Raw genomic sequence first — 14254 nt, forward strand, 5'->3', positions numbered from 1 at the left:
TTTTTAGAAATAAAGCCCTATGGTACTCTTCTTGCTTATTTCTCAATATTTTAATCTATGTGTCGATATATTTATTAACGACGTTAAATTTTGCCCAGAGGGAAAGTATGTCAGCAAAAAACAATTCAGGCGCTCAGTTATGGGAAAAAGCAAAAGATCTTATACCTGGAGGGAATCAATTACTTTCGAAACGTGCAGAGATGTTTTTACCAGAACAATGGCCGGCTTATTATAAACGAGCTAAAGGCTGCGAGATTTGGGATTTAGATGATACCCATTATCTAGACTTTTCTATTATGGGCATAGGGACTTGCTCTTTAGGGTACGCGCACCCAGAAGTTACAACTGCGGTTGTAGAAGCCATTCAAGCTGGATCTATGAGCAGCTTGAACTGTTATGAAGAAGTAGAGTTAGCAGAGAAGCTCGTTGAGATACACCCCTGGTCTGATAGTGTTCGATTTACAAGGACTGGGGGAGAGTCTTGTGCTCTTGCAATTCGAATTGCAAGGTCATTTACAAATAAAAATAAAGTAGCATTCTGTGGATATCATGGTTGGCATGATTGGTATTTGGCCACAAATTTGGGAGCTGGAGATCAATTGAAAGATCAGCTCTTACCCGGCTTAGCGCCCAGCGGTGTTCCTGAACAATTACATGACACTGCACTTCCTTTTAGAGAAGGAGATATTGATGGCTTTATGCATATCATCTCTAAACATGGTGCCGATTTAGGAGTTGTAATGATGGAAGTTTTTCGGCACGGAATGCCAGATATTGATTTTATTCAACAGGTGAGTCAGCTTTGCAAACAGCACAATATTGTACTTATTTTCGACGAAATTTCATCGGGCTTTAGGCTGAATGCTGGAGGTGCCCATTTATTATTTGGGATTGAGCCTGATATATGTATTTTAGGAAAAGCGCTCGGAAATGGCCACCCAATAGGTGCTGTTATAGGTAAAAGGCGGATTATGGATGCCGCGCAAAAATCCTTTATAAGTAGTTCATACTGGACAGAAAGGGTTGGTTTTGTGGCAGCTTTAAAAACAATACAAATTTTCCAGCAATCGAACGTCTGCAAGGTGTTAAACAAAACGGGTTCGAAACTGAAATATGAAATGAGAAAAATCTGTGAGCAAGTTGGGTTTGACATCAAATTTATCGGTGTTGATAGTGTTCCAATACTTATTTTCCCTACAGATGATGCGCTAGCTTTGAAAACACTTTATACACAAGAGATGCTAAAGAAGGGAATATTAGCAGCAAATGTTATTTATGTTTCGGTAGCACATACTACTGAGCACTGTAATGTGTTTTTAGCTGCCTTCGAAGATGTAATTAAACAGCTAAAGCGCGCTCTTGAAGAAAGGACAATTCTAGAACAGCTAGACGGCCCTGTATGTCATAGCGGTTTTCAAAGGTTAAACTAAGATGAGTAAGACGGTTGCGTTTGTCCAAGCTAGAATGTCGTCATCGAGACTTCCAGGCAAAATTCTAAAATACCTTAATGGAAAAACGGTGGTAGAGCATTTAGTTATGAGGCTTAAACACTCAAAACTGCTTGATGATATTGTTGTCCTTACATCCACCAATTATGAAAATGACAGATTGTGTGAAGTACTCGACAAAGCAAGCATAAGGTATTTCAGGGGATCTGAAGAAGATGTATTAGGAAGGTTTATTGCCGCAAATAAAGTTATTAAAGCTGATAAAGTAGTTAGAATAACTGCAGACTCCCCTTTTATCTGCCCAGAGATAGTAGATAGTTTAATTCGGCGGAGTAATGAGGTAAATGCAGAGTATGGATACTTAAGCGAAAACTTTGCTGAAGGGGTAGATTGTGAAGTTATCAATGCGAGCGTTTTAACTCAGATTGGGCAATTAGCCTCATTGGCATCTGAACGTGAGCACGTTACGCTATATTTATTCAATCACCCTTCATATTGTGCCATGTTTGAATTACAAAACAGTACAGATGATAGCACGTTACGCTTTACACTCGATACACCAGAGGATTGGCGCGTTGTAACTAAAGTTGCAGAGTTTTTTGGAAAAAAGAGTACCGGAGTAAGCTATGAGGAAATAAAGTCTTACTTTAATGCGCACCCAGAAGTATATGGTATTAATACTCATATTCAAAGGAATGAAGGATTAGCAATTTCTTTAAAAAAAGAGCACGTTTCAAATGATTAAACCAGCCACAATAAAAATTAATAACCGTATAATCGGTGGCGATTCACCTTGTTATATTATCGCTGAAATGTCAGCAAATCATGGCGGAGATATAGAAAAAGCAATTGCATTAATACATGCTGCGCATAAAGCCGGTGCAGATGCCATAAAACTGCAAACATATACGGCGGATACCATTACTCTTGATTGTGATAAGCCTGACTTCCTACTCCCTTCAGGTAATGCGTGGGAAGCTCACCGGTCTCTGTATTCTCTTTATAAAAAAGCTTATACCCCGTGGGAATGGCACGCGCCATTGTTTAAAGAGGCCAAAAGTTTAGGTTTAGATATATTTTCGAGCCCATTTGATAGGACTGCTGTTGATTTACTTGAATCATTAAACGTTCCTATCTATAAAGTCGCATCGCCTGAGATTACCGATGTTGGCTTGTTGGCATATATTGCTAAGACAGGAAAACCTGTAATTCTATCAACGGGAATTGCCAATTATGATGATATTGAATTAGCTGTAAACACACTTCAGAAGCACGGTTGCTCAGAGATTGCCATATTAAAGTGTACGACTGCATATCCGACACCATTGACGGAATGTAATTTAAGAACGATACCTGACTTAGCTAAGTCATTTAATTGTGTTGCTGGTATTTCCGACCACACAGAAGGAGTTGTTGCGCCGATGACAGCAGTTGCGTTAGGCGGGAAAATAATTGAAAAGCATTTCATAAATGATAATCAGGATGAGTCTGTTGATGCCTTCTTTTCACTCGATTCTGAAGCATTTTCAAACATGGTTCAGAATGTGAGAGACGTTGAGCAGTCGATGGGGAAAATAAATTATCAAATTACTGAATCGGCAAAGAAAAATATCTTAGCAAAACGGTCATTATACTTTTGCAATTCAATGCCTGTGGGTCATGTGTTGACTGAAAATGATATTCGTTCCGTAAGACCCGGTTTTGGTGCTCACCCGAAGTATTTAGCAAAATATATAGGTCAAACACTTGGACAGGCAGTTGAATTTGGTGACCGTGTTCGATGTGAAGCCGTCGTGGGTAAAATAGAGGAATAGTCTTATGTATCACAGTGTCGTTGTTGGTGGTGGAGTATGTGGGCTACTAGCTGCATATCTTTTACGTCAGTATGGGCATCAAGTTGTACTTATAGAACAGTCTGATCATTGTGGTGGACTATTGCGTTCTGTTCAGGATGAGCAAGGGAATTATTATGACCAGGGAACACATGTACCTAATCCGACAGGGATTGAAATGGTGGATGAATTTCTGTTTGGCCCTGAATCTCAGAGACACATAAAATGGAATGATATTCCTCACTTGAAGACGGGCAATTACTTTAAAGGACAGTGGGATTTAGAAACTCAAACTATTGATGCACGCAAACTGAGTCAAACAAGTTATGAGAAGGGGATGGGGCAATTACTTATTAACGCTGAGAAACCCGAAGATAGCAATATTGAAGACTATTGCAAAAACTCTATCGGTGAAACTTTTTTTACGGAGCTAGTTAAACCAGTAATTGATAAGCTGTATGGACCCCAAGAAGATTATAAAAAACTTTCAGCGAAAAATAGTATTAATTACTTTGGAGCAACTCGATTGCTCGCGCTTGATGAGTCGATGACGGCAAAACTCAAGGAAATAGCAGCATATGATGAACGCTTGGGTTTTCATACTCACGCGGCATATCAAGCATGGATGAAAAGTCAAGGCATCATTGAACCAGCGTATCTATATCCTAAGTCTAAAAAAGGTTGCCAAGCCTGGGTTGATGCTTTAATTGACAAAGTAACAGCGAGTGGCGTTAAAGTTATTAATGGTTCAGGTATTACTGGATTAAATGTGAGCAACTCAAAAATTTCAGAAGTTTCTTTGAATAACGGGGAAGTGTTCAAGTGTGACTGGCTATATTGGAGCGTCCCTCCGACATTTGCACTGAAGTTCTTAGCTAATAAAGAACAAGGAACCAGTGATTTTCGGCCGAGCTTACGCACCGCAAATATATTTCATTATACGATCGACCGCCCCTTGAATAACACGCAGTCACATTATTTGTGGAACTGGGATTCCAGTTCTGATATTTTCCGAATTACTCTTTACCCTAATTTAAATAAATCAAGAGAATATTCTATTACAGCCGAAGTTTTAAGTGATGCAGAACAAGCTAAAGATCTCGATTCTCAACGAATTTTTTCAGACCTTAAAAGTATGGATTTAGTCACTGCAGATGCAAATATTACGTCCTCATATAGGCAAATAGTACATCATACATTTCCGATACCAACGATTGAGTTTAACCATCATGTGGTACACCAATTTGAGCAACTGACTCACTCTATTAATAATATTTCGGTTTCAGGCAGGTTTAGCGGAAAGCTGTGGTTGCTTAATGATATATTACAAGAAACCTATCAATCAATTCACAATCAATTTGGCAGTACAAGTGAATAGACGTTTTTTATTTTATTGTGATGGCAATGAGCTAGTTGGTTTTGGTCATTTTTCTCGTTGCTTAACTATCGCAACCGAATTAAAAAAGTACCCTTTTGAGGTCAGTTTTTGTGGTAACTATGATCGATTTTCCATTGAACGTTTGTCAGCAGCAGATATTCCCTATAACGCAAAGATGTCTGCAGATATGTCGGCAATAGTATTAGTTGATAGTTACCATCAAACAGAAGCCAGCTTACTTGCAATAAAGCACTTGTGTATGAGTGTACTGGTGATTGATGATTTTGATCAGTATCGCTTTTCTTTTTTAGATGGAATCATCAACGTTAGAGTTGCTGCTGAGCAATTTGTTACTCCAACAGATAAGCATATATTAGGAGTAAAGTATTTTCCTTTTTCACCAGAGCTAAGGGCTATCAGGCATAATAATCTAAGTATACAAGCATTGCCAGTAACAAGTATTTTGATTGCATTAGGTGCCAAAGATAGATTCAAGGTTATGGATGTATTAATAGAAACGTTAGATAGCTTAGTGTGCGATGTCAATTTGACAATATTATCTGCAGAGAAACCGGTGGTTAGTTGTAAAAACAATACTCTAAAGTATTTCTCATTTGTAGAAAATATGGCTGATTTTTATCAAGAACATGATGTTGTGATAAGCGGAGGTGGGTCAATTAAATATGAAGCGGGGTTTTGTATGAGGGCCAATGCAGCAATATCACAAACGGTTGAGCAAAGACATGATACGTTGTTATTACAACAGCATAATGTGTGCTTTGATTTGGGACTGTCTGAAGAAGTAACCCCTGTAACTTTAAAGCAATCTTTGGCGTCTTTTTTAGATGAGAAAATTCGGATAGCGCAGTTACAATGTATGCAAACCGTGTATTGCAGTGAGTCACTCACCCACTTAGTTAACATGATTATGAGAGTAATAAATGTCCGAAATTGATCAAAAACGAGAGGCTTGGCATCTTCAGTCACAGGATGAAAATACGCAGAAGCAAGTAGCTAGAGTAGCAGAAGAACGTATTTGGGCACTATTGGTTGACAACGTGAATGAGAATCTAGAACTTTCGGGAGATGAAAGGCTGTTAGATGTTGGCTGTGGTAATGCGTATTTATTATCGAGATTAAATATTAACGCAAATAGAGTATATGGTGTAGATTTTGCGTCAAATATGGTGGAAGAGGCTAGAAAACGGCTACCTGCAGCGCACTTTAATCAAGGCGAAGCATGTGACATTTCATTTACCGGACCTTTTCAAAGAATTTTGAGTTACAGTATATTTCACTACTTTCCGGATATTCAATATGTTGAGTTCGTTATTAATCGTTTAATAGCGTTAACTGAACCAAAAGGTATTATCCTCATTGGGGATCTACTTGATAGCCAGTTTGAAGCGCAAATTAAATCTAACAGTGATCTTAATATTGAGGCGTCTTTACCTATTATTCACCGCTACTCTCAATGGTTGTTTGTCGACTTGAAGAGATTAGCGAGCGATTTGGTAAAACATCCTCAAGTTGCCTCTGCTGAATTAATTCAACAACCTTCTGAGTTTACTTTGTCATGGTATCGAAAAGACCTGAAAATAACCTTAAATTAGCACTGCACAATTACTTTGAAACATCACACTGTGTATTGACTCGTTCAGGGAGCATTGCGATTATCCTAGCAATGCAAGTTTATGATTTAGCAATTGGCTCTGAGGTGATTGTGCCAGCAAGCTGTTGCCCAATTGTTATGTATGCTTTACAGATGGCTGGTTATCAGGTTGTGCTGGCTGATGTTGATACTGCGACATTAAATAGCGATGTTTCTCATATAAAGTCGGTTTATACTAATCAAACGCGCGCAATTCTTGCCGTACATGCATATGGGAGAGTCGGAGATATAAGCAATATTCTTTCGTTTGCGGCACAAGCAGGGATCGTTGTTATCGAAGATGCGTGCTTGGGGTATGGAGGAAGATTTGAAGGAAAGCCAATAGGGAGGCTTGCCGATATTAGCGTTATTAGCTTTGGTTATGATAAACCGATTGATTTTGGCATTGGTGGGGCATTGTTGTTAAACGATAAACAAATGCGAGATAAAGCTGAACGGTTATTGAAAGAGAATAAATTTTTTCAAATGCCAGACAGTGAGCATATGCTAACAAGTATTACAGACGCACTTTTGGCATTACCATTGTTAACAGAACAACGTATAGAAAATGTAAAGCTGGTTGATGCAAACGTAAGTAATCCACTATTTTCAAAATTACGCATGCCGTATCAAGTAAATTATTGGAGATACCCACTCTTTATTCAACCCTGTTTACGAGCACGGTTTATTACATATGCTAAAACCCGGGGGCAAGTATTTACGTGTCATTTTCAAAGTTTAGGGAAATTGCTCACGCATAGTACAGTTCCCAATGCAGATTATATTGGGGAAAGTATCATTAATTTGTTTGTAAAACCTTCTGTTTCTGAATCACAGTTACTAAAAATGACATCGATAGTAAACGAGTTTCACGATGACGCCTGAACAACTTAAAGAATATTATCAGATGCTCTTTGAGGAACACGGAGATGCTCCGGCCTCAGTACAGCATGTCTCACGAAGTGCCCAAAACATTAGATTTAAGATCTTTCAAAAGTATATAAAACCACAAAGCAGTATTGTGGATTTAGGCTGTGGTTTAGCTGATTTCTTAGTGTTTTTGCGTCAACAGGGCTTAACTAGTGAGTATTTGGGGTGTGACTTTGTGCCCGAATTTATTTTCAATAACCAAACCAAATTTAAGCAAGATATGACGTGTAATTTTCAGAGACTTGACTTAATAAATGATGAATATCCTCAGGGCTATGATTATCTCGTGATGAGTGGAATATTTAATAATCAGCTAAACTGTAATGAACAATTCTTATATCAAACAGTTGAAAAAGCATTTCAAGTGGCTAACAAGGGAGTAATATTTAATGCTCTATCATCCTATGTAGAGTACCAAGATAGTTCGCTCTTTTATATAGACCCATTACAGGTTTTCTCACATATAAAAACTCACATCTCACCTTATGTGTTATTAAAACATGATTATATAACCAAAGAAAACGGTTTCCCTTATGAGTTTACAATGGTGGTTAATAAAGAGGGAGAGTTGCCATGATATTAGCTGTTATGCAGCCCACATATATTCCTTGGCTTGGATATTTTGATTTAATAAATTCAGCAGATCAATTTTTATTTTTAGATGATGTAAAACTTGAAAAGAGTGATTGGCATGTTAGAAATAAGATCAAAGGAAATCAAGGTGAAATCATGCTGAGCCAAGTTGTATCCACGCCAAATGGCCGCATGGGCAGTGTTATTTGTGACACTGAATTTAAGGAAAAACACCCTTGGCGTAAGAAGCACCTTAAATCAATTGAGATGAATTACAGAAAGGCCCCGTTCTTCAATTCGATTTTTGGTGTTATCCAACAGTACTTTTTAAATGAGTGTAATAACCTTGCTGACTTTAACATTGGTCTAACTCAGGTTTTTCTGAAAAGCTTAGAGATACAAACTTCAGTGAATAGAAGTTCAAAATTACCAAAAATAGCAGGAGTTAAAGATGAACGATTGGCCAATTTTTGTGACTTTTTTAAATCGGATAAATATTTATCGCCAAGGGGAGCCAGTGCTTATATTGAAAGGCACTCACCAGGTGGACTTTTAGCAAAGTCAGGCGTTGAAGTATTTTATCAGCAGTTTGAGCACCCTAAATACTATCAATGTTATCCGCCATTTGTCTCTCATTTAGGTGTAGTCGATGCGTTAATGAATTTGGGCGCAGACCAAACAAAACAGCTAATTGAAAGCGGGCATAAACAACCATTACATTATAGTGAATTATATACTTCGAATTAAAGTGAGTTAATCTAGCTGCCAATGTGCTGGGTTAACCAATTTTTGTTCTAAGCAACTTAAATCCGGTAATTGATCGTGCTCAACTTTGTGTGCGTTATGGTAAGCTTGAATGACTTGTTCAAGCTCTTTAGCGTTATTGACACCGATAACTAACTTATCTATGTTTTTTTCCTTCACAACGTAACTTAAGGCTAACTCTAAATTACTCAATGAAAACTCTGAGGCAACCTGTGAAAATAAAGTGAGCTTGTCTAACCATGGTAAAAAATACTCAGGAATGTCTTGTAGCTCCATCAACAAAAGGCCTTGTAAAAAGCTTGACCGAGCGTGAACTTCGATATTTCTTTCTTTAAATTTATGTAAATATCCAGAGCTAGAGAAAAAGGTATCGAAGCAATTGTACGGGATTTGAACAAGATCAACCAAGGGAGCATTTAATAATTTACTATACTTTCCTTGGCTGTACAGAGAGACTCCAGACTTAGCTAGTTTTTTTGATTTTTTTAGACTGAAGATCCCTTGTAGAAGCTCGTTATTCCCATCTTTAAGGATGTCGTCAGCTGAATGAAAAAGGAGCCCTGAAAGCCTGTTTGTTTGTAATTTTTGGTAACTTAAATCGAGGAGTTCTAGGTAATAGGCACAATCTGCTGGTGAAAACTGCTCTTTATTGAGCGGAGGTAGTTTGGTGATTATTTCAAATCTGTTTGTAATATCTGCCAGTTCGCCTAAGACTTGCTCACTATCTCCATAGGCGATAGCGGTGTCAATAACGTTGATGTTATTGTGGTGGGCGAGGGCTAATATTTCGGTGATTTCTTGTGTATTGGGCTGCCCATAACTGTTACTGACTCCATAGTTGGTGCCAAATTGTACACTCCCTAAAGCTAGCTTCACAATAACTCACCTAATTTGGTTACTATATATTGTTGCTCTTCAGTCGTTAGGTTTGGATGTAAAGGAAGTGTAATTGCACATGAATAGTAACTTTCAGCAACAGGGAAATCTCCACTCCTAAAGCCTCTTTTTTCATAATATGGTTGTAAGTGAATAGGTATATAGTGCAATTGGCAAAAAATACCGCTCTCTCTGAGCTTTTCAAATACATCTGAGTGCTTTTTTTTAGTGGAGAGGTTTAGTTTAATGATGTATAGATGAAAAGCCGAATAGCAATCCGAGGTTTGTAAAAGTGGATCTACAGGCATAGATCTAAGCAACATATCATATTGCTTAGCAAGTAAATGTCGTCGTGCTACGAACTTATCGAGTTGGTTTAACTGACTTAGCCCTAATGCGGCCTGTAATTCAGTCATTCTATAATTGAAACCAAGCTCTACTTGTTGATAATACCAAGGACCATGACCAGTTTCGGTCATTTCTTCAGGGACATTGGTGATCCCATGAGAACGGAGCCTTTGCATTGTTCTTACCAGCTTCTTATTATTGGATAATGCAAGACCACCTTCTGCTGATGTGATTATCTTGACTGGATGGAAGCTAAAAACAGTGATGTCGGAAAATTGACAGCCCCCGATTTTTTTACCCTTGTATAGACCGCCAATTGCATGTGAAGCATCTTCAATAATTTTGAAACCATACTGCTGAGAGAGCTTATGGATCTCTTTCATATCACAGCTTTGTCCAGCCAAATGAACAGGAATAACCAGTTTAGGCAATGTTCCTTGTATTTTTGCGTATGCGAGTTTTTCTGCGAGTCGTCCAACAGACATATTGCCAGTTTCTAACTCTATATCAACAAAATCAATTTGAGCTCCGCAATATAGAGCGCAATTCGCCGAAGCAACAAATGAAATTGGTGATGTCCAAACTATATCACCTTCACTAATATTTAACGCCAAGCAAGCGAGGTGAAGAGCCGAGGTAGCACTATTCGCAGCTACTGCACTTTGAGCTCCGCAGTATGCTGCAACTCTACTTTCAAACTCAGGCACTTTGGGGCCCTGTGTTAACCAGTCTGATTTTAGTACATTAACTACAGCGTCAATATCATCTTGATCTATCGATTGTTTACCGTAAGGGATCATTTCAGAGCTCGTAAGTTGAACTTTTTGATTTCTTCAACTGATAAATAGTGACTATTTTTTAAGGAATTATATTCAAATCCAATCTCAACAGGAGTTGCTTTTTCTCCTAGTGCATTATACGTGAAGTCATTACTCCGACTGCTAAAGTTAATTCCTGGTGCAATCACAAAGTGATCATCATACTCGTAGGTTTCGTAGCTCAGATCTGACGGGCACATTACTTCGTGTAACTTTTCACCAGGTCGAATTCCAATGACCTTCTGAGGTAAGTCAGGGGCCATGGCAGTTGCTAAATCAGTGATTCTAATTGATGGTATTTTGGGTACAAATATCTCACCACCCAACATTCTTTCAAAGTTCTTTAGTACGAAGTCTACCCCTTGCTGAAGGCTTATCCAGAATCGAGTCATATCTGAATGCGTAATTGGGATGTGATCTTTCTTCTCATCAATAAACTTTTGAAACACAGGAACCACAGAACCTCTTGAGCATACGACATTCCCATAACGCACAACAGAGAACGTTGTTTTATGGCCTCCAGCGATATTGTTCGCCGCAATAAAAAGTTTGTCAGACGCGAGTTTGGTTGCCCCATATAGATTAATCGGATTTGCCGCTTTATCAGTTGAAAGAGCAATCACTTTTGATACATCGTTATCTAATGCCGCATCAATTACATTTTCCGCGCCATTGATATTGGTTTTAATGCACTCCATTGGGTTGTATTCGGCTGCGGGTACTTGTTTAAGCGCTGCAGCATGAATGACATAATCAACGCCACGCATTGCTCGTCTTAATCTATCCTTATCTCTGACATCACCGATGAAGTAGCGCATACAACTTGTATTATAATCTTGTTGCATTTCAAACTGTTTGAGTTCATCACGTGAAAATACGATGATTTTTTTTGGTTTGTACCGAGTGAGTAAAGTCTTTACGTACTTTTTACCAAAAGACCCCGTGCCACCGGTTATTAATATAGTTTTGTTGTCAAACATATAGTCACCTAGCTCTAATGCATCTAATAGTTTACAGACGCACGCAACAAGTTGTGTAGTCGATGTTGGACTACACTAGAAACAATCTAATTGTCAGTACTTTATAATACTTCTCATCATTTTGCAGTAATTATGCCAATACCATTCAAATAAAAGATGGTACAAGGTGACTTTTTTCGCAAGCAAGGTTACTATTTGTACTATTAGAGTGAGTGCAATAACACCTGATGGGAGGGGTTATGAAAATTCAATCATCAAGTTTCAACACGTTAAATCGAACTGAGCAAGTTGGCAATAAGTTAAATCAACAGCTTGCTACTGGTAAAAAGGTGAATTCTGCGGCGGATGATGCAGCTGCGCTGCAAATTATAAACCGGCTTAATTCTCAGCAAGAGGGTTACAATCAATCCGTTCGAAATGCTTATGATGGGATCTCTTATTCTCAGACCGCGGATTCGGCCTTATCGGGTGTGAATGATGCGGTTTCGCGGATCCGTGAGTTATCCATTCAATCAGGTAATGGCGCATTAACTGATTCTGATAGACAGGCTTTGCAAGATGAAGTGTCTCAACTGCAAACTCAAATAACAGAGACGTTTGAAAATACCACGTTTGGTGGAAAAGATTTGTTTAGTGGTGATGAAACCAGTTTTCAAGTGGGCCCTGATGCAAATTCAACACAAAACATTACGCCAACTGATGGCAGCTTTGCAAGTGCGATAGTAAGTGTTGACATTTCGACACAGGCTGGCGCTCAGGCTGCAATTGATGTTGCTGATACGGCGGCCAAAGAGTTAAATACGCAACGAACGCAATTAGGTGCTTTTGAGAATACTTTAAACAGCACAATTCGTGGTTTAGGCACGCAAAAAGAAAATATTGCGGCGAGCCAAAGTAGAATTCAAGATACTGATTATGCGCAAGCAATATCAGAACAAACAGCGAATGATATTTTGTCTCAAGCGTCGATTGCATTGCGAAGTCAAGCAAATCAATCGGCGTCATCGGTACTTGGCCTATTATAGGCACAAAAAACCTAATCTAATCAATAAGTATTGATTTAGAGCATACTAAGCGGCAGTTTTTTGGCGATGTTGTCAAAATTTTGCCACTTAGGTATTGCATCCCTCGTTAACTGCCTTACAATCTTAACTTTACACTATCGCCTTGAAAGTGAGACTCGTTAAGATGGTTTTGATCCTCGATAATAATAATAGCCGGGCACATAGCTTATGTGCTTCATTGAATTTTGTTGGTCAATCATCGCGAGTTGTTGAAGGTGTAGCGTTATCACAAGGTCAAAAGTTAGGCTCAGATAATATTGTTGTACTCGGCGCTTTAACTGAACTTGATCATGAGACAATTATAAAATCCTACCCAGCTACGCCTTTTTTGTTGGTGGGGGAAACGTTAAAGCCCCTCTTAAGTTTAGCGAATGTCATTGGTTTAATCACAGAGCCTTTTAGCCATGATATTACTATGCAATTATTGCATGACAGTCAGCAGTATTTGCGTATGCTCCCGGGTCAATCTGATAAAACCAGTGGTAAAGCGTTTGATGGGCTAGTGGGGGAAACCGATGCAGTTAAACAGGTTCGATTCTTAATTTCCCAAGTGGCTAAAACAGATGCCAATGTGTTGATATTAGGCGAGTCAGGTACAGGTAAAGAAGTTGTCGCTCGCAATGTCCATCTTTTATCAAAGCGTAACAATGGCCCGTTTGTCCCTGTTAATTGTGGTGCTATTCCTGGCGAGTTACTTGAAAGTGAACTCTTTGGTCATGAAAAGGGGGCGTTTACAGGCGCTATTTCTGCAAGGAAAGGGCGATTTGAGTTGGCACAGGGTGGTACGTTGTTTCTCGACGAAATTGGTGACATGCCGCTACAAATGCAGGTTAAATTATTAAGAGTATTACAAGAGCGCAGTTATGAGCGAGTTGGTGGTACAAAAGCAATACAAGCTGATGTACGAGTTATTGCTGCTACGCACAGAAACCTAGAAGATATGATTGAGTCTGGTAAATTCCGTGAAGATTTATACTATCGACTCAATGTCTTTCCGATAGAAAATCCGTCATTGAATGAGCGTTCAGACGATATTCCGCTTTTATTAAAAGAGCTGATGCGCCGTGTGAATGAGCAAAGTGGCACGGGTGCGAAATTTACAGAACGCGCCATTGAAAGTTTAAAAGTACATGCGTGGCCAGGTAATATTCGTGAATTAGCAAATTTAGTCGAACGCATGGTTATTATGTTTCCAGAAAAAGTGGTTGATGTAACTGATTTACCAAATAAATATCGACATATCGAAGTAGATGCGTTTGAGCCAGAATACCCTGAAGAATTGCGTGAAAAAGATGCGTTTAATGAATTGTTCAGTGAAGGCTTTAGCGACTATGATGAGGAAGTAGAATCAGAGTTTCAACCAGCGGAGCAACCGGTCGGAAGCTTACCTGAAGAAGGGATTGAGCTTAAGGAATATCTGGCTGAACTAGAAGTAAATTTAATCACGCAAGCATTGGTACGTTATGACTATATCGTAGCACGTGCAGCGGAGATACTAGGTGTACGCCGCACGACGTTGGTTGAAAAAATGAAAAAATATAACTTAAATAAAGATTAAATGAGTTAAGTATCCGAGTGAGTTGCTATAAGA

The 14254-nt window shown here is 38.8% G+C and carries 14 protein-coding genes; 11 read left to right on the top strand and 3 right to left on the bottom strand.

Features of this window, described 5'->3' with window-relative positions; genetic code table 11:
- The first annotated feature begins 107 nt into the window (after nucleotides 1-107).
- From CWC18_RS08475 to CWC18_RS08515, 9 genes are read left to right on the top strand one after another with little or no spacing between them, the layout of a single operon-like run.
- Entirely contained in the window at nucleotides 108-1430 is a 1323-nt protein-coding gene (locus tag CWC18_RS08475) for an aminotransferase class III-fold pyridoxal phosphate-dependent enzyme (RefSeq protein WP_138675077.1), read from the top strand.
- A gap of 1 nt (nucleotide 1431) precedes the next feature.
- Nucleotides 1432-2193, top strand: coding sequence for a cytidylyltransferase domain-containing protein (locus CWC18_RS08480; protein ID WP_138675078.1), 762 nt, complete (start codon nucleotides 1432-1434; stop codon nucleotides 2191-2193).
- Nucleotides 2186-3262 carry a pseudaminic acid synthase gene (gene pseI / locus CWC18_RS08485; protein ID WP_349304808.1) on the top strand — a complete coding sequence of 359 codons (1077 nt, stop codon included), beginning with the start codon at nucleotides 2186-2188 and terminating at the stop codon, nucleotides 3260-3262. Before CWC18_RS08480 ends, pseI begins: the two co-directional genes overlap by 8 nt.
- Before the next feature lie 4 nt (nucleotides 3263-3266).
- Nucleotides 3267-4658 (top strand): NAD(P)-binding protein, encoded by a 1392-nt coding sequence (locus CWC18_RS08490; protein WP_138675079.1) that lies wholly within the window; start codon nucleotides 3267-3269, stop codon nucleotides 4656-4658.
- Nucleotides 4651-5613: a hypothetical protein gene (locus tag CWC18_RS08495; protein ID WP_138675080.1), complete on the top strand. Its 963-nt coding sequence runs from the start codon at nucleotides 4651-4653 to the stop codon at nucleotides 5611-5613. Before CWC18_RS08490 ends, CWC18_RS08495 begins: the two co-directional genes overlap by 8 nt.
- Entirely contained in the window at nucleotides 5600-6271 is a 672-nt protein-coding gene (locus CWC18_RS08500; protein ID WP_138675081.1) for a class I SAM-dependent methyltransferase, read from the top strand. Before CWC18_RS08495 ends, CWC18_RS08500 begins: the two co-directional genes overlap by 14 nt.
- Nucleotides 6235-7194: a DegT/DnrJ/EryC1/StrS family aminotransferase gene (locus CWC18_RS08505; RefSeq protein ID WP_138675082.1), complete on the top strand. Its 960-nt coding sequence runs from the start codon at nucleotides 6235-6237 to the stop codon at nucleotides 7192-7194. The genes CWC18_RS08500 and CWC18_RS08505 overlap by 37 nt, the downstream gene beginning before the upstream one ends.
- On the top strand, nucleotides 7184-7816 hold the full coding sequence (locus CWC18_RS08510; protein ID WP_138675083.1) for a class I SAM-dependent methyltransferase: 633 nt from the start codon (nucleotides 7184-7186) through the stop codon (nucleotides 7814-7816). The genes CWC18_RS08505 and CWC18_RS08510 overlap by 11 nt, the downstream gene beginning before the upstream one ends.
- Nucleotides 7813-8559 carry a WbqC family protein gene (locus tag CWC18_RS08515; RefSeq protein WP_138675084.1) on the top strand — a complete coding sequence of 249 codons (747 nt, stop codon included), beginning with the start codon at nucleotides 7813-7815 and terminating at the stop codon, nucleotides 8557-8559. Before CWC18_RS08510 ends, CWC18_RS08515 begins: the two co-directional genes overlap by 4 nt.
- A gap of 6 nt (nucleotides 8560-8565) precedes the next feature.
- Here the strand turns inward: CWC18_RS08515 and CWC18_RS08520 are convergent, their stop codons facing one another.
- From CWC18_RS08520 to pseB, 3 genes are read right to left on the bottom strand one after another with little or no spacing between them, the layout of a single operon-like run.
- Complete coding sequence (locus CWC18_RS08520; RefSeq protein WP_171041061.1) at nucleotides 8566-9453, bottom strand: aldo/keto reductase; 888 nt, start codon at nucleotides 9451-9453, stop codon at nucleotides 8566-8568.
- Nucleotides 9450-10601 (bottom strand): UDP-4-amino-4,6-dideoxy-N-acetyl-beta-L-altrosamine transaminase, encoded by a 1152-nt coding sequence (gene pseC, locus CWC18_RS08525; RefSeq protein WP_138675086.1) that lies wholly within the window; start codon nucleotides 10599-10601, stop codon nucleotides 9450-9452. Before pseC ends, CWC18_RS08520 begins: the two co-directional genes overlap by 4 nt.
- A complete protein-coding gene (gene pseB, locus CWC18_RS08530; protein WP_138675087.1) occupies nucleotides 10598-11599 on the bottom strand; it encodes a UDP-N-acetylglucosamine 4,6-dehydratase (inverting) in 1002 nt (333 codons plus the stop codon). Before pseB ends, pseC begins: the two co-directional genes overlap by 4 nt.
- 239 nt (nucleotides 11600-11838) lie before the next feature.
- Between pseB and CWC18_RS08535 the strand changes: the two genes are divergently transcribed.
- Together CWC18_RS08535 and CWC18_RS08540 are read left to right on the top strand one after the other, a co-directional pair.
- A complete protein-coding gene (locus tag CWC18_RS08535) occupies nucleotides 11839-12624 on the top strand; it encodes a flagellin (protein WP_138675088.1) in 786 nt (261 codons plus the stop codon).
- 163 nt (nucleotides 12625-12787) lie between these two features.
- Nucleotides 12788-14221 carry a sigma-54 dependent transcriptional regulator gene (locus tag CWC18_RS08540; protein WP_138590489.1) on the top strand — a complete coding sequence of 478 codons (1434 nt, stop codon included), beginning with the start codon at nucleotides 12788-12790 and terminating at the stop codon, nucleotides 14219-14221.
- The last annotated feature ends 33 nt before the right edge of the window (nucleotides 14222-14254 follow it).

The organism is Pseudoalteromonas aurantia (genome assembly GCF_005886875.1).
GTDB classification, from domain to species: domain Bacteria; phylum Pseudomonadota; class Gammaproteobacteria; order Enterobacterales; family Alteromonadaceae; genus Pseudoalteromonas; species Pseudoalteromonas aurantia_A.